Origin of the sequence: Brevibacillus sedimenti, from assembly GCF_020923495.1 — a bacterium.
Classification (GTDB): Bacteria; Bacillota; Bacilli; order Brevibacillales; family Brevibacillaceae; genus Brevibacillus; species Brevibacillus aydinogluensis.
Window position 1 is genome coordinate 2105969 of the sequence record NZ_CP064048.1, and the last position, 24063, is coordinate 2130031.

Below are 24063 nucleotides of genomic sequence, written 5' to 3' on the forward strand. Positions count from 1 at the left end.
ACAGGCTCATTATACGCAGGAACAGCGATTTTGGCCAGAAAAAACGAATGGGAACGGAGGAAAAACGTTCCCATGGCAGGCTCGGCCCCTGACGGCTACGAGCCTTTTTTCAGTTCCGCCTGCCACGCAGCGCGGTAGCGGAGGAAGTTGCGTGTGCCGAGAATCAGGTTGACACCGCCGACAAACAGGAGCACCAGGGCGATCACGACGCGGATCACGTCCAGCTGGTCAAACGTCAACTGATTGAGTCCCAGCAGCGTGACCAACACGCCGAGCGACATGTTCATCTTGCCCAGGGTCATGCGCGACGCCAACGGGTGCATCCCACGCTGACGAGCGGTAATGCTGTAGTACACGCTGGCCACCAGGGAAGCCAGCACTCCGGTTACATAGGTCGCAAACCACATGCATGGATTCATCCTCTCCTGCGATCTGGTACTATCCTACCAAAGTTTGCGAAAGCGGGCAATCTGGACAGGGGAATGTTTGTTCTCATATGGTTTTGTGGTATAATTTTCTTGTACAATAGCACATCAGTTCGCAAAGGGGGCACTTCCATCCCTGCAAGAAAGGGGGTGACGCGATGACCGTATACCAAGCGTTGAGTCTGATGCTGGCGTTTGGAAGCCTGGTTGTCATGCTCCTGACGAACAAAAAGAAGTAGGCCGCGCGTGAGTCCGACAGCTCCGCGACCTACTCCTCTTCCCAACGGGCCGTTCCCTTTGCGGAAACGTCTATTGTGCGATGACCGGAGCGCGGCAACGCTTCGGTCTCTTTCATTTGATTCCCGTTCGACGGCCGTTGCTGGCAAGGGAATCCCTATCTTCACTATACCCATGCGGCAAGGGATTGTAAAGCCCACGCCTGCCCTGACAGGGGCGGGATGAAGTATAATGAAAGAAAACGACAACGGGACGGAACAAGAGAGGAAGGAACGCGATGACCCCCTTTGTCCATCTGCATGTGCACACGGAATACAGTTTGCTCGACGGCGCGGCCCGCATCGAGGAACTGGTGCGCCGGGCGGCGGAGCTGGGCATGCCGGCCCTGGCGATGACCGATCACGCCAACCTGTACGGCGCCGTGCCGTTTTACAAGGCCTGCCGGGACGTAGGCATCAAGCCGATTATCGGCATGGAGGCGTACGTCATCGAAGGAAACCTGCAGGATCGCGTGCGCAATGCCCCCGCACCGTACCATCTCGTGCTGCTGGCGGAGAACGATCGCGGCTACCGCAATCTGCTCAAGCTGGCAACGCTGGCCAACACGGAGGGCCACTTCATCCTCCCCCGGCTGAACAAGGAGGCGCTGGCCCACTACAGCGAGGGGCTGATCGCTTTGAGCGCCTGCCGGGAGGGGGAGGTGGCCCGGCTGCTGCTCGCCGGCGACAGCGAGGGAGCCCGACAGGCGGCGCTCTGGTATCAGCAGGTGTTCGGCGCTGACCGGTTTTACCTGGAACTGCAGGATCACGGGTTGGAGATCGAGCGCAGGCTGAATCAGCGGCTGCTCCATCTGGGGCGGGAGACGGGCATTCCGCTCGTCGCCACCAACAACGTGCACTACGTCTACCGGGAGCAGCACCGGCAGCATGACATTTTGCTGGCAATTGGCGAGGGCAAGACGGTGGACGAGGAGAACCGATTCCGCTACGAGACCGACGAGTACTACCTGAAAAGCGGCGACGAGATGGCCCGCCTGTTTGCCTATGCGCCGCAAGCGCTGTCCAACACGGCCGCCATCGCCGAACGCTGTCAGTGGGAATTGTCGTTTGGCCAGCACATTTTGCCCAGGTTTCCCCTGCCTGCCGGACAGGAACCGACAACTTTCCTGCGCGAACTGTGCGAACAAGGCTGCCGCGAGCGCTACGGCGAGATCACGCCCGAGGTGCGCGAGCGGTTGGAACACGAACTGGCGATCATTACGCGGACCGGTTTTACCGATTACTTTCTGATCGTCTGGGACTTCATGCGCCACGCCCATGAGCAGGGCATTCCGACCGGGCCGGGACGCGGTTCGGCGGCGGGCAGCCTGGTGGCCTATGCGCTGAAGATCACCAATGTTGATCCGCTTCGCTTCAGCCTGCTGTTTGAACGGTTTCTCAACCCGGAGCGGGTGACGATGCCGGACATCGACATTGATTTTTCCGTTGAGCGGCGGGACGAGGTGATCCGTTACGTGGCCGACAAGTACGGTCATGACCGGGTGGCGCAGATCATCACGTTTGGCACGATGGCGGCACGGGCTGCTGTCCGCGATGCGGGGCGGGCACTGGGGCTGTCGCTTGGCCTGGTGGACCGGGTGGCCAAAATGATCCCGCAGTCTCCCGGCATGACCATCGACAAGGCGTTCCAGCTCAATCCAGAGTTGGGCAAGCTGTGCGAGACGAACGGCCAGGCGAAGCAGTTGATCGAAGCGGCCAGGGGCGTCGAGGGGCTGCCCCGCCACGCTTCCACGCACGCGGCCGGCGTAGTGATCGCACCGGAGCCGCTGACCGAGTACGTGCCGCTGCAGACCGGCAGCGAAGGCTTGGCTTTGACCCAGTATCCGATGGAAGCGCTGGAAGAGATCGGTCTGTTAAAGATGGATTTTCTCGGCCTGCGCAACCTGACGATCATTCAGGAAACGCTGCGCCATCTGCGAGAACAGGGGATCGACCTCGACCTGGAGCGGATTCCCCCCGACGACGCCAAGACCTTCCGGATGCTCAGCCGCGGCGAGACGACGGGGATCTTTCAACTGGAATCGGCGGGGTTCCGCAGCGTGCTGCGCGAGCTGAAGCCGACCAGCCTGGCCGACATTGTCGCCGTGCTCGCCCTTTACCGGCCGGGGCCGATGGAAATTATCCCGCAGTACATCCGGGCCAAGCACGGCGAAACCCAGGTGCACTACGCCCACCCCGATCTGGAGCCGATCCTGAAAGAAACGCACGGCTTCATGATCTACCAGGAGCAGATCATGCAGATCTCTTCCAAGCTGGCCGGGTTCAGCCTGGGCGAGGCGGACATATTGCGGCGGGCGGTGGGCAAGAAGAAACGGGAACTGTTGGCCGAGCAGCGGGAGAAGTTCGTCGCCGGCTGCGTCAGACAGGGCTACGGGGAGCGGCTCGGCAACGAAATCTACGACCTGATCGTCCGCTTCGCCGACTACGGTTTCAACAAGGCGCACTCGGTCGCCTACGCGATCATCGCCTACCAGATGGCCTACCTGAAGGCCAACTACCCGCTCGCCTTCATGGCCGCGCTGCTGTCGCTTTCCATCGGCAGCCAGACGCGCATCGCCGAGTACACTGAAGAGGCGCGGCGGCTGCGGCTGACCGTGCTGCCCCCGGACGTAAACGAGAGTCAGGCCTTTTTTACCGTGGAAAAGGAGGCGATCCGCTTCGGACTGGCGGCGGTCAAAAACGTCGGCTACGGCGCCATCGAGTCGATCGTGCAGGAGCGGGCCAAACGTCCGTACCGCGACCTGTTTGACTTCTGCGCCCGGGTGGACGGCAGGCTGGTCAACCGGCGGGTGGTCGAATCGCTGATTCTGTGCGGCGCGCTGGATTCGCTGCCCGGTCACCGCAGCCAGCTCATGGTGCTGCTGGACGAGGCGATGGGCAAAGCGACGGGCAGGCGGCAGGAGCGGGACGCCGACCAGCTCAACCTGTTTGCCGGCGAAGACGGAGCAGAGCCTGTGCGCCTGCCGTCCGAGTACCCCGATGTGCCACCGTTTTCGCGCAGCCAGCAGTTGAAAGAAGAGCGGGAACTGCTTGGTGTCTACCTGTCCGGACATCCGCTGGACCAGTTCGCCCACCTGCTCAACCGGCCGGAGGTGCACGCCGTCTCTGCGCTGGCGGAGTGCGCCCGGGACCAGACGGTGAAAGTGGTGGGCATGATCGTCGAAGAGCGGCGGATTCAGACCAAGAAAGGGGAACCGATGGCCTTCGTCACGCTGGAGGACAAAACCGCCCAGGTGGAGATGGTCGTCTTTCCAAAGGTGTACGCCAAATACATCGACCTGCTGAAGCGGGAGCGGATCGTCGTTGTGGAAGCACGGGTGGATCATCAGGACGATACGGTGAAGCTGCTGGTCTCCCGCATGTGGGATGTTGAAGCACTGCCCAGGCCGTCGACAGAGCCCGTGCTGTTTGTCAAAATTACGCCGGAACAGGAGCGCGATTCGACACTGCACCGGCTGCAGCGCTTGTTTGTCGAAAAAAAAGGAACGATTCCCGTCGTCCTGTACTACGAAGGAAAAAAGCAGACAATCCGCCTGCCGGACGCGATTCGCGTAGAGGTGGATGCTGCCTTTTTGGAGCAAGCGCGAGAAATTGTGGGAAGTGACAGCGTAATTCAAAAAGAATTGCCAGTAAACTGGGGAGGATGAACCAAGTCCTCCCTTTTTCGCCGTTTTCGGCGGCTTTACAGGAGAATGGGTTTTGTTATAATGGGGACATACCCAAAAAAGTGGTCTGACCACTTAGGTTCGATATAGATAAGTGAATCAGAGCGATACCAGATAGACATGAAATGGAGTGGTACTTGTGTCCAATTTGCGAGAGGATGCACTGGAACTTCACCGGAAGCACAGAGGGAAACTGGAAGCGGTTACCAAGGTGCCGGTGCGCAATGCCCGCGACCTGAGCCTGGCGTATTCGCCGGGTGTGGCAGAGCCGTGCAAGGAAATCTTTGACGACGTGTCCAAAGTATACGACTACACGATGAAAGCCAACCTGGTGGCCGTGGTCAGTGACGGTACCGCCGTGCTCGGACTGGGCAACATCGGTCCGGAAGCGGCCATGCCGGTCATGGAAGGCAAAGCCGTTCTGTTCAAGTCGTTTGCCGGCGTCGACGCCTTCCCGATCTGCCTGAACACCACTGACGTCGACAAGATCGTGGAGACGGTGAAACTGCTGGAGCCGACGTTTGGCGGCGTCAACCTGGAGGACATCGCCGCGCCTGCGTGCTTTGAGATTGAGGAGCGCCTGAAAAAGGAAACCAACATCCCGATTTTCCACGACGACCAGCACGGTACGGCTATCGTGACCGCCGCCGGTCTGATCAACGCTCTGCGCGTGGTGAACAAAAAGCTGGAGGATGTCCGCGTGGTCACCAACGGGGCGGGAGCGGCAGGCATCGCCATCATCAAACTGCTCCTGTCCATGGGCGTCAAAGACGTGATCATGTGCGACACCAAGGGGATCGTGTACGAAGGCCGTACCTTTGGCATGAACCCGGTCAAGGAAGAAATGGCGAAAATTACGAACCGCAGCAAAAAGCAAGGGGATCTGGCTGAAGCGATGAAGGGCGCCGACGTGTTCATCGGCGTATCCGTGGCCGGTGCCGTTACCCAGGAGATGGTCCGGTCGATGAACCGCGATCCGATCATTTTTGCGATGGCCAACCCGGTTCCGGAAATCATGCCGGACGAAGCAAAAGCGGCGGGTGCTGCCGTGGTGGGCACGGGCCGTTCCGACTTCCCCAACCAGGTGAACAACGTCCTGGCGTTCCCGGGCATCTTCCGCGGTGCGCTGGATACCCGCGCCACCAACATCAACGAAGAGATGAAACGAGCGGCGGTTTACGCCATCGCCAATCTGATCTCGCCGGAAGAGCTGTCTGCTGACAAGGTGATTCCGGCACCGTTCGACCCGCGCGTCGCTCCCCACGTGGCAGCGGCGGTGGCGAAGGCGGCGATGGAAAGCGGCGTGGCCCGCATTACCGTCGATCCCGAAGAGGTCAAGGAAAGAACGGCAAAACTGGCCGCCATCTCGCTGCAAAAGGCGTAATCCCGGCCGTACGGGAAACAACGAAGAACACCCTCCCAACCGTGTGCGCGGTCAGGAGGGTGCTTCGCCGTAGACAGTCAATGAGGAGGGTGAAAAGTGCTCGGTTCTGCGCAAGAACGAAAAGTGTACGAAGGCATTCTGCTGCAGATCCATGAAATTGTTCGGGAAAAAAACCTGCGCCCCGGCGACAAGCTGCCGTCCGAACGGGAGCTGTCCGAACAACTGGGAGCGGGCCGTTCTTCCGTCCGGGAGGCGCTTCGAGCCCTGGAACTGCTGGGACTGATTGAAACCCGCCGGGGAGAAGGCACCTTTTTGAAGCACTACCGACACAACCGCCTGATTGACATTCTCGGCTACTTTATCCTGCGGGACTACAAGACGAAAAAAGACCTGATCGAAATGCGCCGAATTCTGGAGCTGGAAGCGGTGCGGTTGGCCTGCCGGCGTGCCACAGACAAGCACTTTGACGAGATGGAGCGGATCTTGGCGGCGGCGGAGGAGCGCGTGGAGCGCGGCGAGGTTCCCACCGAGGAAGACTACCAGTTTCACCGCGTGATCTGCCGCTCCAGCCGCAACTCCATTCTGCATCGCATCTGGGCACCGCTCGTCGAGTACAGCGACAGCGTCCGCAGCGAATCGCTGGGACGCGAAGGTCGGGCCCGCACCGCGCTGGCGGAGCACCGTCGGATCATGGAAGCCATTCGCGAGGGAGACGAAGCACTGGCGGTGGAGAGAATGCGCGAGCACCTGGAAAACAGCAAGCTCTAGTCGTGCGTCCCGCCTAGTCCGTTCCCTCTGCTGATTTGCGACGAGCGCTGGCGCTGTGATATGATGAGGCAGACCTGTTTTGGACGCTGAAGGAGGTTGCCAGCATGTGGACGGTCATCTACATCGCTCCTAGCGCAAAAATAGCGGAACGGATACAGCAACGATTGACAGATGAAGGATTCCTGGTCAAGGTACGCGAGGCGAAAATTTCCAAGCAGTACGAAATTCTCGTGCCCGAAAGCGAAGTTCACGAAGTCCAGGAAATACTCGGCACGATCCTTCACTGACCAGAAAGGTGAGGTGTAACTGTGCTTAAAGACCTGTTCGGGAAGAAGCGAAAGTTCGCGACTGTCCCTGCGGAGACGATTGCGCGCGTTCCCGCCGGCGCGGACGGCGCCACTGTGACGGGACCCAAGGAAAAGGAAGTTCCCGAGGGACTGATGAATAAATGCCCGCACTGCGGGAGCATCCACTACTCCAAGGACCTGGAGAAAAATTTGCGCGTCTGCAAAGGCTGCCAGTACCATTTCCCCATGTCCGCTCCCGAGCGCATCCAGTCGCTCCTGGATGACGGGAAGCTGACCGAGGAGTTCGACGCAGACCTGATCACCGCCAATCCGCTCGGCTTTCCCGGTTATCTGGAGAAGCTGGAACAAGACATGAAAAACACCAATCTCAACGAGGCGGTCATCACCGGCGAGGGCGTGCTGGGAGGCAACCGCATCGTCATCGGCGTGATGGACTCCCGCTTTCGGATGGCCAGCATGGGCTCGGTCGTCGGCGAGAAGATCACCCGGGCGATCGAGCGGGCCGTGGAGCGGCGACTGCCGTTTCTCCTTTTCTCCGCGTCCGGCGGTGCGCGGATGCAGGAGGGCGTGCTCAGCCTGATGCAGATGGCCAAGACGAGCGCGGCGCTGGCCCGGCTGGACCGGGAGCGGCTGTTGTTCATCTCCGTGCTCACCAACCCGACATACGGCGGGGTGACCGCCAGCTTCGCCTCGCTCGGCGACTACAACATCGCCGAACCGGGCGCAATGATCGGGTTTGCCGGCCGTCGCGTGATTGAGCAGACGGTTCGCCAGGAGTTGCCGAAAGATTTTCAGACGGCGGAATTCCTGCTGAAGCACGGACAGCTCGACATGGTGGTGCATCGCAAGGACATGCGGACCACGCTGGCAAAAATCGTCGAGCTGCACACGATTCGGGAGGGAGTGTAGAAATGGCAGGCGAACTTCCCTTTGAGAAGCCGCTGGTGGAACTGCAGGAAAAGATCAAGGAACTGCGCAGGTTTACCGAGGAAAAAGGAATTGATTTTTCCGATGAAGTTGTTCGTTTGGAGAAAAAGGCCAAGGACCTGGCCGAGCAGATTTACGGCAATCTGACGCCTTGGCAGCGCGTGCAGATCGCCCGCCACCCCGAGCGGCCCACGACTTTGGACTACATTCATCATATTTTCACAGATTTTCTGGAAGTGCACGGTGACCGCTGTTTTGGCGACGATCTGGCGATTGTCGGCGGCATTGCCAAACTGGACGGCCGTCCGGTCACAGTGGTCGGCCACCAGAAAGGAAAAGACACCAAGGAAAACATCAGCCGAAACTTTGGCATGGCCCATCCCGAAGGCTACCGCAAGGCGCTGCGGATCATGCAGCAGGCGGACAAATTCGGCCGCCCGATCATCTGCTTTATCAACACCTCGGGGGCATATCCCGGCAAAGCGGCTGAGGAGCGCGGCCAGAGTGAAGCGATTGCCCGCAACCTGCGGGAGATGGCCGGCTTCCGCGTACCGATCATCTGCGTCGTGATCGGCGAGGGCGGCAGCGGCGGCGCCTTGGCGATCGGCGTCGGCAACCGCGTCTACATGCTGGAAAACTCCACCTACTCGGTCATTTCGCCAGAAGGGGCGGCGGCCATTCTCTGGAAGGACGCCAGCCTGGCGATGCGCGCGGCGGAAACGATGAAGATTACCGCGCCCGACCTGCTGGAGCTGGGTGTGATCGACGGGATCATCGAGGAGCCGTTTGGTGGGGCACACCGCGATGTGGTCCAGCAGGCCAGCCGGGTCAAGGCGAAGCTGCTGGAAGGACTGGAACAGCTCGACCGGTTGAGTCCGGAACAACTGATACAGGATCGCTACGAGAAGTTTAAACAGATTGGTGCCTACGCCTCCTTCTGATCCAGAGGAGGCGTTTTTTGCTTTTTTCTGCGCGAAAAATCTGCTAAAATCGTATTCGGACGCGGAATTTGTCAGATCATTCAAAAAGTATGGCACATATTCCGCAATGAGTGTAACAGATATAAATCCGGAACTGATACAGCATGTATCAAAGGCTCTTTGGCACATACTGTTTCTGTTTCAAGACATGCTAATGACGATAAGAAGGGTCGTTGGGCCTTTGTTTAGGACAGGAGAGGTGGTTTCCATGCAGAAAATCGCAGTATTGACCAGTGGCGGAGATTCTCCGGGGATGAACGCGGCGATTCGCGCCGCCGTTCGACGTGCCGCCTATCACGGCGTGCAGATGTACGGAGTGTACCACGGGTACGAAGGGCTGATGCGCGGCCATATCCAGGAGATGACGCTGGGGTCAGTCGGGGACATTATCCATCGGGGAGGAACCATCCTCTTTTCGGCCCGCAGTGAAGAGTTTAAAACAGAGGCAGGACAGGAGAAGGCGGTACGCCAACTGCACGAGCACGGCATCGAAGGTTTGATCGTGATCGGTGGCGACGGTTCCTTCCGCGGGGCGCAGAAGCTGACGGAGAAAGGCATTCCCACCATCGGCGTGCCCGGCACCATCGACAACGACATTCCGTGTACCGATTTCACCATCGGATTTGACACCGCGCTCAATACGATTGTGGAAGCGATCGACAAAATCCGCGACACCGCCACTTCGCACGAGCGCACCTACATCATCGAAGTAATGGGGCGCGACGCCGGAGATTTGGCGCTGTGGGCCGGTCTGGCGGCAGGTGCGGAATCAATTATCATTCCGGAAGCAGACCATGACATGAACGACATCATCGAACGGCTGCACGCTGGAAACCGCCGCGGCAAGAAGCACTCGATCATCATCGTGGCGGAAGGCGTCGGCAGCGCTGCCACCTACGCAGAGGAAATCAAGCAGCGGACCGGCTGGGAAACCAGGGTGACCGTGCTCGGCCACATCCAGCGGGGCGGTTCGCCGACTGCGTTTGACCGCATGCTGGCCAGCCGCATGGGGGCGGCGGCCGTTGACCTGCTGTTGGAAGGAAAGCGGGACCGAATGGTCGGCATCCGCAACAACCAGATCGTCGACGTCGATTTCAAGGATGCGTTGGCGCAAAAGCACCAGCTCGACTTGTCCATCTATCAGTTGGCGCGCACGCTGTCCATTTAGTACGGCGTATATTGACAGCTTGTTTCATAGGAGGGACGCACAGTGCTGCGTAAGGCGAAAATCGTATGTACCATCGGACCGGCGAGCGAGTCGGTCGAGACTCTGAAAAAACTGATCCACGCCGGCATGAACGTGGCCCGGCTCAACTTTTCCCACGGTTCCCACGAGGAGCATGCCGCCCGGATCGCCAACATCCGGCAGGCGGCCCGGGAGACGGGCAAGCAGGTGGCCATCCTGCTGGATACCAAGGGACCGGAAATCCGCACCGGCACGCTGGCCGTGGATGCAGTGGAACTGCAGGAGGGCCAGACGATCGTGCTGACCACAGAGGACGTGCCCGGCACGGCGGAACGCATCTCGATCACCTATGCCGATCTGCCGCGCGACGTGAAGAAGGGCGACACGATCCTGATCGACGACGGGCTGATCGGTCTGACCGTGGAAGCGGTAGAGGGGCATGAGATCATCTGCCGCATCAAGAACGGCGGCACGCTGAAAAGCAAAAAGGGCGTCAACGTGCCGGGCGTCAAGATCAACCTGCCGGGGATTACGGAAAAGGATGCACAGGATATCGAATTCGGCATCCGGCAGGGCGTCGATTTTATCGCTGCCTCGTTTGTGCGCAAGGCCGCCGACATCCTGGAGATTCGCGAAATTCTGGAACGCCACGGCGTTCACATTGACATCATCGCCAAGATTGAGAACGAGGAAGGCGTGGACAACGTAGACGAAATTCTCGCCGTTTCCGACGGACTGATGGTGGCCCGCGGCGACCTGGGCGTGGAAATTCCGGCGGAGGAAGTGCCGCTGGTGCAGAAAAAACTGATCAAGAAGTGCAACGAATTAGGCAAACCGGTCATCACCGCGACGCAGATGCTCGACTCGATGCAGCGCAATCCTCGCCCCACCCGGGCGGAGGCAAGCGACGTGGCCAACGCCATCTTTGACGGCACGGACGCGATCATGCTCTCCGGCGAAACGGCAGCCGGCAAATATCCGGTAGAGTCGGTGGAGACGATGAACCGGATTGCGCTCAGAGCGGAGCAGGAACTGAATTACCGGGAGATTTTGTACAACCAGGCTGTGCAAAAGCAGGTGACCATTACAGACGCGATCAGCCAGGCCGTGGCCAACGCCGCGCTCGACCTGGATGCGGCGGCCATCATCACGGCGACGGAGAGCGGTCATACCGCGCGCATGGTCTCCAAGTACCGTCCCAAAGCGCCGATCGTCGCAGTTACGCCGCACGCTGAAGTGGTGCGCCGTCTCGCGCTCGTCAACGGGGTCTACCCGGTGCTTGGACCAATGGCCAATACGACTGACGAAATGCTGGAGCTGTCCGTGCAGCAGTCGCTGGAGGCGGGGTATGTCCGCCACGGTGATCTCGTGGTCATCACGGCGGGCGTGCCGGTGCGTGAAGTAGGCACCACCAACCTGATGAAAATTCACGTCATCGGCGACATTGTGGCGAAGGGACAAGGCATCGGGCGCAAGGTGGTGACCGGCCGGGTCGTGGTTGCACGCTCGGCGAAGGAAGCGCTGGAGAAGATGCAGGAAGGCAGCATCCTCGTGACGATTGGAACGGAATCGGACATGATCGGCGCATTTGAAAAGGCGGGCGCGGTCATTACCGAAGAGGGCGGACTCACCTCTCACGCCGCCATTGTCGGGCTCAACCTCAACGTCCCGGTCATCGTCGGCGTCACGCGTGCTACGGAACTGCTGAAAGACGGTCAAATCGTCACAGTCGACTCCGAACACGGCCACATTTACACTGGACATGCCAGGGTGCTGTAAAGAATTGCTATAAATACCCTGAATCTGGGAGGGGGATGGAACGCGTCCCCCTCGTTTTGTCATGCCGCTTTTTCGATATGCCTCATCGTTCTGCCCTGTCCATACTGCACGGTGGACAGGGCGGTTTTCTTTTCGGGCACGCTAAGTGCAGGAGGGGGGCTGAAAAACGACAAAAAATCTGCTAAAATGAGGACTTCGTGAGCGTGTTTTCTCCCGGCAGGCGAACAGCCTTGTCAAGTCCCTTTTTTCACAAAAACACTACATATTGTGTTGTCGAAAAATATTGCACACAACATATAGAAAAAACTATTGAGTTTTTGCGGGAAAAGGGGTTAACTAGAGATGATAGTATTGAAGGAGGAACCGACATGTTGGCTACAGAGACGAGAACCCGTTTTTTGCGGGATGAATTTCTGGACCGTTACCCCGATTTCCCGCCGCACATGAATGCACTGGGACAATTCGTTTATTATCGGACGTATTCCCGTTTTCTTCCGGAAAAAGGCAGACGGGAGACTTGGAAAGAAACCTGTCGCCGTTCGGTGGATTACAATATCAAGCTGGCCTATCAGCATCTGCAAAAGATTGGGCTGACCCCTGATCTGCAGGAACTGGAGAAGGAAGCGGAAGGACTGTTTGATAACATGTTCAATCTCAGACAGTTCCTGTCCGGCCGCACCCTCTGGGTGGGCGGAGCGGAAAACGGCGTAGCTGATTTGTATCCGCTGGCCAATTTCAACTGTTCATTCCTGAACATCAAATCCTGGGAGGATCTGTGCGACCTGTTCTACCTGCTGTTGGTGGGAACAGGCGTCGGCTTCAAGTGCACGAAGGAGATGGCGGCAGGACTCTCGCCGATCCGCACCAATGTTACCCTGCTTTCCTCGGAGTACAAGCCCCTGCCCAAACACCAGCGGCTGGAGCGCTCCGAACTGAAAGTGCTGGAAAACGGCTTTGCCAAAATCTACGTCGGTGACAGCAAGGAAGGCTGGGTCGAGTCGCTGCGCCTCTACCTGGACATCCTGACGAAAAAGGAATATGAGCACATCCATACTGTGAAAATCTCCTACAACAGCGTCCGCCCCAAAGGGGAGCGGCTGAAGCGCTTCGGCGGTACGGCCAGCGGCCACGAACCGCTTCGCGAAATGTTTGAGGGCATCGACAAGGTGCTGAAAAACAAAATCGATCCGTATCTGGAGCCAATTGAAAGCGACGAGAAGGGCTACGGAAAGGTGCGTCCGATCCACATTCTCGACATCGGCAACTTGATCGGAGCCAACGTCGTGGTGGGGGGCGTACGCCGTACGGCGGAGATCTTCCTGTTTGACCATGACGACTATGAGTGCCTGTTTGCCAAATACGGCATCAACGGATTTTGGACAGAAGAGCAGCTCGCTCATCACCGCATGGTGGGCGAACTGTTGGGCGATCGGAAGCCGTCCTGGTTTGACACGATTCAAAAGGTGGGAGACGGCCGCTTTGGACTGGATCATCGCCGCATGTCCAACAACTCCATTGCCTTCACGAAACAGCCGAGCCGGGAATTTTTGCACCTCGTCTTTACGATGATGCAGATGGAAGGCGAGCCGGGCTTCATCAACCTGGAAGAGGCCAACCGGCGCCGTCCTAACGCGGAGGGGCTCAACCCGTGTGCGGAAATTCTGCTCGACTCCTACGGCGTGTGCAACCTGACCACCGTCAATCTGGTGCAGTTCGTCAAGGAAAGCCCGGATGGCTCCAAATACCTGGATCTGGACGGCCTGTTGGACGCGCAGCGCAGATCGGCCCGCGCCGGACTGCGCATGACGCTGGTGACGCTGGAACTGCCTCACTGGGACAGGGTGCAGCAGCGTGACCGTCTGCTCGGCACGTCGCTGACCGGAGTAAAGGACGCCATCGCTTCGCTCGGATACACCGAGGAGCAGGAGGTGGAACTGCTTCGTCTGCTCGGTAAAGCTGCGCGTGAGGAAGCAAATCGCTACGCATACGAGCTGCGCGTCAACGCGCCGCTGTTGGTGACCACGGTGAAGCCGGAGGGCACGCTCTCCCAGGTGGCCGGCGGTGTATCCAGCGGTCTGCACTGGTCCCACTCGCCGTACTACATCCGCCGCATTCGGATCAACGCCGAAGATCCGCTGGCAAAAGCGGTTCAGGCGTTGGGCTGGAGAGTCCATCCGGAAGTGGGCACGCCGGGCGACACCCACGAGGAGCGCATGGCCAACGCCCGTACGCTGGTGATCGACTTTCCGGTGGCTTCCGGAGCCAAGGAGACCAAGGAACAGGTCAGCGCCAGACGGCAGTTTGAGACCTATTTCCGCTTCCAGAAAGAGTATACGGAGCACAACTCCTCCAACACGATTACGGTTCGGCCGGAAGAGTGGGGCGAGGTGGAAGAGATCGTCTACTCCAACTGGGACAACTTCGTCGGTGTGTCGTTCCTGCAGCTCGACGGGGGCACGTACCAGCTTGCTCCGTACGAAGCCTGCACCAAAGAGGAGTATGAAGCGCTGAAAGCGTCGATGAAGCCGTTTGACCCGGCCATCCTGCAGCAGTTTGAGAACGGCGGCGATTCCGACCTGGTGACGGCGGAATCGTGCGAAGGCGGCGCGTGCCCGATCCGCTAACGCCCCCGTATTACAGCAACCAAAACCGGAGAAGAAACGAACTGCTTCGTTCTTCGCCGGTTTTTTTGTCCGTCCGCAAGGGAAAGGAGGCGGCGGAAAGCAGGTTTTATCGCAGGACTGTGGTACAATAACAGGAGAAAGGGGCGGTTGCATTGAGTGCGGTTGTACATACTCACCGACTGCAGGTGAGGTACGGCGAAACGGATCAGATGGGCGTGGTCTATCACGCCAACTATCTGACCTGGTTTGAAGTGGGGCGGACGGAGTTTCTTCGCCACTCGGGGCTAACCTATCGCGAGTTGGAGGAAAAAGGGGTGCTGCTGCCGGTCGCGGAGGCGACGCTTCGGTACAAGCTGCCGGCGCGGTACGATGACTGGGTGGAAATACGCACGCGGATCGAAGAGCTGACGCCGGTGCGGCTGACATTTGCCTACGAGGTGTACCGCATCCCGGACGAGACGCTGCTGGTGTCCGGCAAAACGATGCACGCCTTCACGACGCCGACGATGAAACCGATTCGTCTCTCCCGTGCGGAACCGGACGTCTATGCCTGGCTCCTGGCTCAGTACGAAGGAGGAGCGTAGCATGCTGTTTCGCATCCTTGTGGTCTTGTTTGTCGTCGTGCCGGCGATTGAGCTGTGGGGTCTGATCGCGGTAGGCAAAGTGATTGGCGGCTGGAACACGGTGGCGCTGGTGATCCTGACCGGACTGGTTGGCGCCTGGCTGGCCAAACGGCAGGGCATGCAGGTGCTTCGGCTGCTGCAGCTCCAGCTCTCGCGCGGCCAGATGCCGACGGAAGCGCTGATCGACGGCGCGCTCATTCTCGCGGGTGGAGTGCTGCTGTTGGCGCCGGGCTTTTTCACCGACCTGTTCGGGCTGTTGTTTCTCATCCCCTACACGCGGTTAATCGTGCGCCATCTCTTGAAGCGCTGGCTCTGGTCGCTCATCTCCAGCGGCCGCGTGCACATCCTTTTCCGCAGGTAAATCGGCGCCAGGACACGAAAAAAAGGAGGAATGGCGCCTCCTTTTTACGTGCCCTTGATGTATCGCCAGATGTCGGAAAAGACGTCCGCCTTCACCAGTGCATTGATCAGCACAAGTGAGACGGGACCGATGATCAGCCCGAGAAAGCCGAACAGTTTCAGGCCCACGAACAGGGCGACCAGCGTCAGCAGTGGGTCGAGACCGACGTTTTCCGCCACCACCTTGGGTTCGATGATCTGACGGAAAATCAACACGATCGCGTAGAGGATCGACAAGCCGATCACCAGGCTGTAGTTGCCTTTGAAAAAGAGATAGACAATCCAGGGGATAAAGACCGTCCCTGTGCCCAGATACGGAAGCAGATCCACCAGACCGGTGATCAGCCCGATGGTGATGGCGTATTCGACGCGCAGGATCAACAGGCCGACAATCACGATCGCGGCGGTGAGCGAAATCAGCGTCAGCTGCGCCTTGCCAAAGCCGAACAGCGCGGCTTTCAGGTCTTTGAAAATCTGATTCAGCCGTTTGTTTACGCCCTTTGGCATAAGGCGGCGGAAGCGCGCTTCCCAGAGGAAGAAGTCCTTGGCAATGAAGAAGGCGCCCAAGATCGAAATCACCAGCACAGTCGCCAGGTTCGGCAGCGAGAGGAGCAGGTTTTTCAGCCCTTCCAGGAACTGCACGATCAGGTGCTGACCGGCCTGGGTGATCGAGGTGATCCCTTTGCCCACGGTGCTGTCGATCTTTTCCTTGTAACTGGGGTCTAGCTGCTCGTAGAACCATTGCACCTGGTTGTACAACCCCATCAGGAAGTCTTGGGAGATCGTCCGCTGCAGGTACGTGCCCAGCTCGTTGGCAAACCCGGGCAGCTGTCTGGCCAGTTCCCCGATCTCGACGACCGTCTCGGTGACGACCAGGGTGACGACGCCGGCGGTAAGCACCATCAGCAGAAGCAGCGCGACGGTCACCGACAGCCAACGGGGGATCCGAGCCTTTTTCGTCAGATAGGTGACCGGTCGGTGGATGATCAGCGCGATGACTAACGAGATGAGAAATGGGTAAAGTAAGGGTAATGCAAATTGGGTCAGCTTGAAGCCCGCGTACACGAGCAGACAGACCCAGATTAATCGAAGCAGTTGAAAGAGGCGTTCCACCCAGTTTTCCCGATTCAAACGCGTTCTCCTTTCTGGCCCCAAGGGGACGGCGAACTTCCATGTACCTATTATGCAGCATGCTTTCCGGGGCTGACAAGTTTTGGCTGGACCTTGCGCTTTCCGGGCAAGTTGTACTTTTTTCATTCACAAAATCGCTATAATCTTTTATAATTGTGTCGAATTACGGTTGGATTCTTTTTATTGCCATGCAGTTGCAAGGCCATCCGGTCTCTCCTCCTCTTTCGGCCCGACGAGAAAGCGAATGATGAACCTCAGCACTTCATTCACAGCGGAGGGGGGTAGTAAAAAGAACCGCCCCTACTTCATCCTGACAACTTCATATAGCTTAGAGTGGAAAAGGAGAGAGTTACATGACAGCTACTCGTGGACTGGAAGGCGTTGTTGCCGCTCAATCTTCGATCTGTTCCATCGTCGACGGTGTGCTCAGCTACGGAGGCATCAACATCGACGAACTCGCTGAAAACGCTACCTTTGAAGAAGTCGTATACCTGCTCTGGCATGGAGCCCTACCGAAGCGCGATCAGCTGGAGGCTTTGAAAAAGCAGTTGGGTGAAAATGCTGCGGTGCCGAAAGAAGTCATCGACAGCATCCGCACTTATCCGAAAGGCGTACACCCCATGGCGGCGTTGCGCACAGCTGTCTCTTCGCTAGCGCTCTACGACCAAGAGGCGCAGGACATGTCTCCGGAGGCCAACTACCGCAAGTCGATTCGACTGGTGGCACAAACTCCTACCCTGGTGGCAGCGTTTGCGCGAATCCGCAAGGGAATGGAGCCGGTTGCCCCCAATCCGTCTTACAGCATCGCGAAAAACTTCCTGTACATGTTGACGGGGAAGAACCGTCGGAGACGGCCGTGAAGGCATTTGACGTTGCGCTGATTCTGCACGCAGATCACGAGTTCAACGCGTCTACGTTCTCCGCGCGCGTCACTGTCGCAACTCTGACTGACATCTACTCCGGCATCGTCTCTGCCATCGGCACGCTGAAAGGGCCGCTCCACGGCGGCGCAAACGAAGCGGTGGCAGCCATGCTGGCGGAAATTGGCACCATCGACAACGTGGAATCCTACATCCGCAAAAAACTGGACAACAAGGAAAAGATCATGGGCTTCGGACACCGCGTGTACAAGGACGGCGACCCGCGTGCCAAGTGGCTGAAACAAATGTCCAAAGAGCTGACGGCACAAGTGGGCCGTTCCGACCTCTACGAGATGTCCGTCAAAATCGAAGAAATGGTAACCGGCGAAAAAGGCCTGAAGCCGAACGTCGATTTCTACTCCGCGTCTGTTTACACCTCGCTCGGACTGGAAAGCGACCTGTTCACGCCGATCTTTGCCATCAGCCGCATGTCCGGTTGGACCGCGCACATCATGGAGCAGTATGAAAACAACCGCCTGATCCGTCCGCGCGCTGACTACACCGGACCGGTCAACCGGCATTACGTGCCGATCGACCAGCGCTAAGACCTTTGCTTTTCCGAGCGTGGAGGAGGCGGCCGCCAAAGCGGTGCGACACTCCTGAGCGCAAGCTTGAGAACTACCACGTCGCGTGGTAGTTCTCCTACGTCTGGAAATATCTTTCACTACTTTTTCACACTGGAGGGATTCTTGTGTTTAAAACCCTGTCGCAGCCTGCTGCCGGTGAAAAAATCACGGTAGACAACGGAAAACTGGTGGTTCCCAACAACCCGATCATCCCGTTCATCGAAGGTGACGGTACCGGTCCCGACATCTGGAAAGCGGCTGTCCGCGTACTGGATGCGGCCGTGGAAAAGGCGTACAAAGGCGAAAAGAAAATCGCCTGGTTTGAGGTATATGCAGGAGAAAAAGCGTTCAACCAATTCGGCGAGTGGTTGCCGGAGGATACCCTGACTGCTGTTCGCGAATACCTGATCGCAATCAAGGGTCCGCTCACCACGCCGGTCGGCGGCGGCATCCGCTCCATCAACGTGGCACTGCGCCAGGAGCTGGACCTGTACGCGTGCGTGCGTCCGGTTCGCTACTTCCAAGGCGTTCCGTCTCCGGTGAAACATCCTGAATTGACTGATATGGTCATTTTCCGCGAAAACACCGAGGATATCTATGCCGGTGTCGAGTGGGCGGAAGGCACCCCGGAAGTGAAAAAGGTTATCGAATTCCTGCAAAAGGAAATGGGCGTGAAAAAAATCCGCTTCCCGGAAACCTCCGGTATCGGCATCAAGCCGGTTTCCAAAGAGGGGACCGAACGTCTGGTGCGCGCGGCAATCAACTACGCGCTGGCCAACAAGCGCAAATCCGTCACGCTGGTGCACAAAGGCAACATCATGAAGTTCACCGAAGGCGCGTTCAAAAACTGGGGCTACGAACTGGCTGAGCGCGAATTTGGCGACAAAGTGTTCACCTGGGCACAATACGACCGCATCAAAGCGGAAGGCGGCGACGCTGACAAGGCGCAAAAAGAAGCAGAAGCAGCAGGCAAAATCATCGTAAAAGACGTGATTGCCGACGCGTTCCTGCAGCAAATCCTGACCCGTCCGGCTGAGTACGATGTCGTGGCTACACTCAACCTGAACGGCGACTACATCTCCGACGCACTGGCAGCGCAAGTGGGCGGCATCGGTATCGCACCTGGCGCCAACATCAACTACCTGACCGGCCATGCCGTATTTGAGGCAACCCACGGTACTGCTCCGAAATACGCAGGTCTGGACAAGGTAAACCCGTCTTCCGTCATCCTGTCCGGCGAAATGATGCTGCGTCACCTGGGCTGGAACGAAGCGGCAGACCTGATCATTTCCTCCATGGAAAAAACCATCTCCGCGAAGACCGTAACCTACGACTTCGCTCGTCTGATGGAAGGCGCAACTGAGCTGAAATGCTCCGAGTTTGCCGATGCCCTGATCAAAAACATGTAATCAATCCAACAGAGATGTAAGCGAGACGATCACCGGCTTTTGCACTTCAAAATAATTGGAGGCGAACCAATATGGCATTCCAACGCAAAAAAATCGCTGTCATCGGCAGCGGCTTTACCGGTGCTACCACGGCATTCATCCTGGCGCAAAAAGAACTGGGAGACATCGTGCTGGTTGACATTCCGCAACTGGAAAACCCGACCAAGGGGAAAGCGCTGGACATGATGGAATCCTCGCCGGTGCTGGGCTTTGACGCCAACATCACCGGTACGGCCAACTACGCTGACATCAAAGATGCCGACCTCGTGATCATCACTGCAGGCATTGCGCGTAAACCGGGCATGTCCCGCGACGACCTGGTGAACACCAACGCGGGCATCATGCGCTCCGTGGCTGAACAGGTGAAAACCTATGCGCCCAACTCCATCGTGATCGTGCTGTCCAACCCGGTAGACGCGATGACCTACACCTTCTTCAAAACGTCCGGGTTCCCGAAGGAGCGGGTCATCGGCCAATCCGGCGTGCTGGACACCGCCCGTTTCCGCACTTTCGTGGCGATGGAACTGAACGTCTCCGTAGAAGACGTAACCGGATTTGTGCTGGGCGGTCACGGGGATGACATGGTGCCGCTGGTGCGCTACTCCTACGCAGGCGGCATACCGTTGGAAAAACTGATCCCGAAAGATCGTCTGGATGCCATCGTGGAACGCACCCGCAAAGGCGGCGGCGAGATCGTCAATCTGCTGGGTAATGGCTCCGCTTACTATGCGCCGGCCGCTTCCCTGGTGCAAATGGCGGAAGCGATCCTGAAAGACAAGAAGCGCATTCTGCCGGCGATCGCCTACCTGGAAGGCGAATACGGATACAGCGACCTCTATCTGGGCGTACCGACCCTGCTGGGCGGAAACGGCCTGGAAAAAGTGATCGAGCTGGATCTGACGCCGGAAGAAAAAGCGGCGCTCGACAAATCTGTCCAATCGGTTCGCAACGTGATGAACGTGCTCAACTAACTAAGTGAGCAGTACGTCCGGCAAACCGGTATTCCCCTGTCAAGTGACAGAAGGTAAACAAGCCCTCAAGATGCCTGAGCTCGGTATTGTACCGGGCTCAGGTTATTTTTTGCAGACAAACTCCAGGCGGTTATTCTTTACTGAAAATTAACTTGTAAAGCTGTTTGGGCATCTGGCAGACTAAAATTGAGTTTTTTCGTTGTTTTGGTAAAGCTAGCTAGCGAGAGAAGGACGCAAAACCTGGGGGGTACTGGCTTGTGACCAAAATTTTGGTTGTAGACGACGAAGTGTCGATTGTGAAGCTGCTGCAGTTTAATCTGGAAAAAGCGGGGTTTCAGGTAGTGACCGCGTACGACGGCAAACAGGCGTTGGACGTGATCAGAAGTGAACAGCCCGATTTTATCATACTGGACTTGATGCTGCCGAAAATGGACGGCATGGATGTGTGCAAGACGCTTAGGCAGGAGCGGAACAACACGCCGATTCTGATGCTGACCGCCAAGGACGACGAACTGGACAAAATTCTCGGCCTGGAACTGGGAGCGGACGATTACCTGACCAAGCCGTTCAGCCCGCGGGAAGTGATCGCCCGCGTCAAGGCGATCATGCGACGCGTCCAGACGGGGAACGAATCGGCGGCGGCGCTGGACGAAGTGATGCTGCAGTTTGGCGAGATCCGCATCTATCCGGAAAAATTCGAGGTGTACCGGCGGGACGACAAGGTGGAGTTGACGCCCAAGGAGTTTGAACTGCTCCACTACCTGGCCAGCCATCCCGGCCGCGTGCTGACCCGCGATCAACTGCTGAACGCGGTCTGGAACTACGATTTCATCGGGGACTCGCGCATTGTCGACGTCCATGTCAGCCATCTGCGCGAGAAGTTGGAGGACGACACGAAAAATCCCCGCTACATCAAAACGGTGCGCGGGTTGGGTTACAAACTGGAAGGATGACGGGAGGCCATTTCCTTGACGCGCTTTCGCATCAAACTGACCATGACCATTCTCGGACTCATCTCGCTGGTCCTTGTGCTGATGGGAACCTATTTTGCGAAGGTGTTGGAGCAATCCTACCTGCAGACGCTGCATGAACTGCTTTCCCGGGAGTCCAAACTGGTGGCCCAGGTAGTTCGCTCTCCCGAGGTCTTTTCCGACGTGAAGATGCTGGCTGACCGTGTGAGCCAGGTAGCCCCGGAAGAGGTGCGCCTTACGATCATCGACCGGACGGGGAGGGTGCTCTATGACAACAGCACACATAAGGAGGAGATGGAAAATCACGCCGACCGGCCGGAATATGTCGCGGCGCTGAACGGGGACATTGGCATTTCCCGCCGCTACAGCGAAACGATGGGCTACGACATGATGTACGTGGCCGTGCCTGTCAAAGAGGGAGACAAGACCATCGGGGCCGTCCGTTCCTCCATGTCGATGAAAGACATCACCGACACCGTCCACAACATGTGGTACAGCCTGCTTACGGGACTACTGGTGACGCTGGTAGTCGGGGCGATTGTCGTCTCGCGCATCTCCTACAGCATCATTCGCCCGATTGAGGAAATTACCCGGGTGGCCCGCAATATTACCCAGCGCCACTACGAAAGCCGGGTGCGGATCAAGTCCAATGACGAGATCGGCCAATTGGCGGGTGCCATCAACTTCATGGCCTCCAGTCTGGAACAGCAGATGTACGAAATCTCCGAAAATCAGCAACGCCTCACCGGCGTGCTTACCAACATGACCAGCGGGGTGATCTTCATCTCCGAAGAGCGGCGGATCATGCTGGTCAATCCGGCCGTTGAGAAGCTGCTCGGCACGTCCGGACACGATCTCGTCGGCCGGCTGCACATTGAGGCGAGCAAAAGTTTTGGGCTTAGCCAGTACATCGACCGCTGCCTGGACACGGGGGAAAAGTTCCGCCAGGAGGTGCACATCTACTACCCGCAGGAACGCATCCTGGACGTGAGCTTTGCGCCGTACATCAACTTCAAGGGAGAGGCAAAAGGTGTGGTTGTCGTCCTGCACGACATCACCGAGATTCGCCGCCTGGAGAAGATGCGCAGTGAATTTGTCGCCAATGTCTCGCACGAGCTCAGGACGCCGATCACGTCCATCAAGGGGTTTACCGAGACGCTCCTGGATGGCGCTATGCAGGATAAGGAAACCTGCCGCAATTTCCTGCAAATCATCTACGACGAAAGTGAGCGGCTGTACCGCATGATCCGCGATGTTCTCGACCTCTCCAATATCGAGCAGAAGCGCATCCAACTGCAGATGACCCCGGTCCATGTGCAGGAGCTGATCGCCTCGACGGCCGCAATCGTGCAGGAGCAGGTGAACCGCAAACGGTTGTCGCTCACCCTGCCGGACCCGGAGCCGGCGGTCTGGCTGACGACGGACAAGGACTGCCTGCAGCAGATCGTGCTCAACCTCATGTCCAACGCCTTGGCCTATACTCCGGAAGGCGGCTCTATCACGCTGCGCGTCAAACAGCTGGGGGCGCAGGTGCAGATTCAGGTGGAGGACACCGGCATCGGCATCCCGGAGCAGGACATCCCGCGCATCTTTGAACGGTTTTATCGCGTGGACAAGGCGCGCAGCCGCGATTCCGGCGGCACCGGCCTGGGGCTTGCCATCGTCAAGCACCTGGTGGAAAACCTGCATGGCCAGATCAGCGTGGAAAGCGTGGAAGGAAAGGGAACCACGTTTACAGTGACGCTGCCGTCAGAAGGATCATCGTAAAGCGAGAGTCGCAGGGCTCTCGCTTTTTCTTTGGCCGCCTTGCCGCCATGCTGTTAACTTTACACAATGCTAACAATCTCTTCACTCCCTGTATACAATCCCCCTGTAGCATTGGGTGTACAGATTGGAGGGGAAGCTATGACGCGGCACGCATTTGAGGAACAACTGGATGTTCTGCACCGCAGCCTGATGTCCATGGGCACGCTGGTGGAGGAAGCCATCCACAAGGCGATCAAAAGTCTGGTCGAACGGGACGCGGATTTGGCCCAACAGGTTATTGAGCATGACACGATGATCAACGAACTGGAGCATCAGATCGAAATCGGCTGCTTTCGCCTGATCGCGCTGCAGCAGCCGGTGGGCAGCGACCTGCGCCGTTTGGGCACGATGCTGAAGCTGGTGACCGATCTGGAGCGGATGGGCGACCACGCTGTTGCCATCGCCAGGACGACGCGCCGGCTGATGGTGGAGCCGTACGTCAAGCCGCTGATCGACATTCCGCTGATGGCAGACCACGTCAAGGCCATGGTGCGAGACTGCCTGAACGCCTACATCACCCGCGACAAGGAAGCGGCCAGAGAAGTTGCCCTTCGCGACGACGCCGTCGACAAGCTGTTTTCGACGATTTTCCGCGATCTGATCGACGTGATGAGCAGCAACAAGCAGTCCATCAGCCAGGGCACTCACCTGCTGTTTGTGGCCCAGTACCTGGAGCGGATCGCCGACCACGTCACCAACATCTGCGAGTGGATCTTTTACCTCAACACCGGCAAGATGACCGATCTGAACAAGTAACGCCCATCATACCGGGCAGTCCGCGGGCTGTCCGGTTTTTTTACGGCTGCAAGGCGCACATTTTCTTGCCGTGGGCAGAAGCCTATCGGTTCATGATCGCATAGGATAAACCGATCCGACATGACACACA

Annotated in this window: 19 protein-coding genes and 1 pseudogene; 18 read left to right on the forward strand and 2 right to left on the reverse strand. The window is 58.0% G+C overall.

The features are described from left to right. Positions 1 to 95: 95 nt before the first annotated feature. Positions 96 to 407, reverse strand: coding sequence for a YtpI family protein (locus tag IRT44_RS10385; RefSeq protein WP_171565747.1), 312 nt, complete (start codon positions 405 to 407; stop codon positions 96 to 98). Between the two features lie 176 nt (positions 408 to 583). Between IRT44_RS10385 and IRT44_RS10390 the strand changes: the two genes are divergently transcribed. The 12 genes from IRT44_RS10390 (at position 584) to IRT44_RS10445 (ending at position 15326) form a co-directional block, all read left to right on the forward strand. Continuing rightward, entirely contained in the window at positions 584 to 664 is an 81-nt protein-coding gene (locus IRT44_RS10390; protein WP_256379878.1) for a putative holin-like toxin, read from the forward strand. A 275-nt stretch (positions 665 to 939) separates the two neighbouring features. After that, the gene (locus IRT44_RS10395) at positions 940 to 4368 is read left to right on the forward strand and encodes a DNA polymerase III subunit alpha (protein ID WP_230076629.1); all 3429 of its coding nucleotides are present in this window, start codon (positions 940 to 942) and stop codon (positions 4366 to 4368) included. A 157-nt stretch (positions 4369 to 4525) separates the two neighbouring features. Then, on the forward strand, positions 4526 to 5770 hold the full coding sequence (locus IRT44_RS10400; RefSeq protein WP_171565745.1) for an NADP-dependent malic enzyme: 1245 nt from the start codon (positions 4526 to 4528) through the stop codon (positions 5768 to 5770). Between the two features lie 96 nt (positions 5771 to 5866). Further along, positions 5867 to 6538, forward strand: a complete 672-nt coding sequence (locus tag IRT44_RS10405) for a FadR/GntR family transcriptional regulator (RefSeq protein ID WP_171565744.1) — start codon at positions 5867 to 5869, stop codon at positions 6536 to 6538. A 104-nt stretch (positions 6539 to 6642) separates the two neighbouring features. Then, positions 6643 to 6825, forward strand: a complete 183-nt coding sequence (locus tag IRT44_RS10410) for a glutamate decarboxylase (RefSeq protein ID WP_230076630.1) — start codon at positions 6643 to 6645, stop codon at positions 6823 to 6825. A gap of 21 nt (positions 6826 to 6846) precedes the next feature. After that, the gene (accD, locus tag IRT44_RS10415) at positions 6847 to 7755 is read left to right on the forward strand and encodes an acetyl-CoA carboxylase, carboxyltransferase subunit beta (RefSeq protein ID WP_171565742.1); all 909 of its coding nucleotides are present in this window, start codon (positions 6847 to 6849) and stop codon (positions 7753 to 7755) included. A gap of 2 nt (positions 7756 to 7757) precedes the next feature. Continuing rightward, on the forward strand, positions 7758 to 8714 hold the full coding sequence (gene accA / locus IRT44_RS10420) for an acetyl-CoA carboxylase carboxyl transferase subunit alpha (protein ID WP_171565741.1): 957 nt from the start codon (positions 7758 to 7760) through the stop codon (positions 8712 to 8714). Between the two features lie 247 nt (positions 8715 to 8961). Next, positions 8962 to 9921 (forward strand): 6-phosphofructokinase, encoded by a 960-nt coding sequence (pfkA, locus tag IRT44_RS10425; protein WP_171565740.1) that lies wholly within the window; start codon positions 8962 to 8964, stop codon positions 9919 to 9921. A 42-nt stretch (positions 9922 to 9963) separates the two neighbouring features. Next, a complete protein-coding gene (pyk, locus tag IRT44_RS10430) occupies positions 9964 to 11718 on the forward strand; it encodes a pyruvate kinase (protein ID WP_230076631.1) in 1755 nt (584 codons plus the stop codon). 368 nt (positions 11719 to 12086) lie between these two features. Further along, positions 12087 to 14342 carry a ribonucleoside-triphosphate reductase, adenosylcobalamin-dependent gene (gene nrdJ, locus IRT44_RS10435; RefSeq protein WP_171565738.1) on the forward strand — a complete coding sequence of 752 codons (2256 nt, stop codon included), beginning with the start codon at positions 12087 to 12089 and terminating at the stop codon, positions 14340 to 14342. A 152-nt stretch (positions 14343 to 14494) separates the two neighbouring features. Beyond that, complete coding sequence (locus tag IRT44_RS10440; protein ID WP_171565737.1) at positions 14495 to 14926, forward strand: acyl-CoA thioesterase; 432 nt, start codon at positions 14495 to 14497, stop codon at positions 14924 to 14926. 1 nt (position 14927) lies between these two features. After that, the gene (locus IRT44_RS10445) at positions 14928 to 15326 is read left to right on the forward strand and encodes an FxsA family protein (RefSeq protein ID WP_371808889.1); all 399 of its coding nucleotides are present in this window, start codon (positions 14928 to 14930) and stop codon (positions 15324 to 15326) included. 44 nt (positions 15327 to 15370) lie between these two features. On the opposite strand, the gene ytvI is transcribed toward IRT44_RS10445, so the two are convergent. Then, the gene (gene ytvI / locus IRT44_RS10450; protein WP_171565736.1) at positions 15371 to 16495 is read right to left on the reverse strand and encodes a sporulation integral membrane protein YtvI; all 1125 of its coding nucleotides are present in this window, start codon (positions 16493 to 16495) and stop codon (positions 15371 to 15373) included. Between the two features lie 353 nt (positions 16496 to 16848). Between ytvI and citZ the strand changes: the two are divergent. The 6 genes and pseudogenes from citZ to phoU all read left to right on the forward strand — a co-directional run bounded on the left by citZ (position 16849) and on the right by phoU (position 23933). Beyond that, positions 16849 to 17960, forward strand: a pseudogene (gene citZ / locus IRT44_RS10455) (citrate synthase). A gap of 146 nt (positions 17961 to 18106) precedes the next feature. Beyond that, the gene (gene icd / locus IRT44_RS10460; protein ID WP_171565734.1) at positions 18107 to 19390 is read left to right on the forward strand and encodes an NADP-dependent isocitrate dehydrogenase; all 1284 of its coding nucleotides are present in this window, start codon (positions 18107 to 18109) and stop codon (positions 19388 to 19390) included. A gap of 71 nt (positions 19391 to 19461) precedes the next feature. Beyond that, entirely contained in the window at positions 19462 to 20400 is a 939-nt protein-coding gene (mdh, locus tag IRT44_RS10465) for a malate dehydrogenase (protein WP_171565733.1), read from the forward strand. Between the two features lie 257 nt (positions 20401 to 20657). Next, a complete protein-coding gene (locus IRT44_RS10470; RefSeq protein ID WP_171565732.1) occupies positions 20658 to 21353 on the forward strand; it encodes a response regulator transcription factor in 696 nt (231 codons plus the stop codon). A 15-nt stretch (positions 21354 to 21368) separates the two neighbouring features. Continuing rightward, positions 21369 to 23138, forward strand: coding sequence for a two-component system histidine kinase PnpS (gene pnpS, locus IRT44_RS10475; protein ID WP_230076632.1), 1770 nt, complete (start codon positions 21369 to 21371; stop codon positions 23136 to 23138). Between the two features lie 138 nt (positions 23139 to 23276). Further along, positions 23277 to 23933 (forward strand): phosphate signaling complex protein PhoU, encoded by a 657-nt coding sequence (gene phoU, locus IRT44_RS10480; RefSeq protein WP_230076633.1) that lies wholly within the window; start codon positions 23277 to 23279, stop codon positions 23931 to 23933. Positions 23934 to 24063: the final 130 nt, after the last annotated feature.

Bases quoted from the DNA above. Each gene is read 5' to 3' on its own strand.
- IRT44_RS10385 (WP_171565747.1), bottom strand. From the start codon at position 407: ATGTGGTTTGCGACCTATGTAACCGGAGTGCTGGCTTCCCTGGTGGCC.
- IRT44_RS10390 (WP_256379878.1), top strand. From the start codon at position 584: ATGACCGTATACCAAGCGTTGAGTCTGATGCTGGCGTTTGGAAGCCTG.
- IRT44_RS10395 (WP_230076629.1), top strand. From the start codon at position 940: ATGACCCCCTTTGTCCATCTGCATGTGCACACGGAATACAGTTTGCTC.
- IRT44_RS10410 (WP_230076630.1), top strand. From the start codon at position 6,643: ATGTGGACGGTCATCTACATCGCTCCTAGCGCAAAAATAGCGGAACGG.
- accA (WP_171565741.1), top strand. From the start codon at position 7,758: ATGGCAGGCGAACTTCCCTTTGAGAAGCCGCTGGTGGAACTGCAGGAA.
- pfkA (WP_171565740.1), top strand. From the start codon at position 8,962: ATGCAGAAAATCGCAGTATTGACCAGTGGCGGAGATTCTCCGGGGATG.
- nrdJ (WP_171565738.1), top strand. From the start codon at position 12,087: ATGTTGGCTACAGAGACGAGAACCCGTTTTTTGCGGGATGAATTTCTG.
- IRT44_RS10445 (WP_371808889.1), top strand. From the start codon at position 14,928: ATGCTGTTTCGCATCCTTGTGGTCTTGTTTGTCGTCGTGCCGGCGATT.
- mdh (WP_171565733.1), top strand. From the start codon at position 19,462: ATGGCATTCCAACGCAAAAAAATCGCTGTCATCGGCAGCGGCTTTACC.
- phoU (WP_230076633.1), top strand. From the start codon at position 23,277: ATGACGCGGCACGCATTTGAGGAACAACTGGATGTTCTGCACCGCAGC.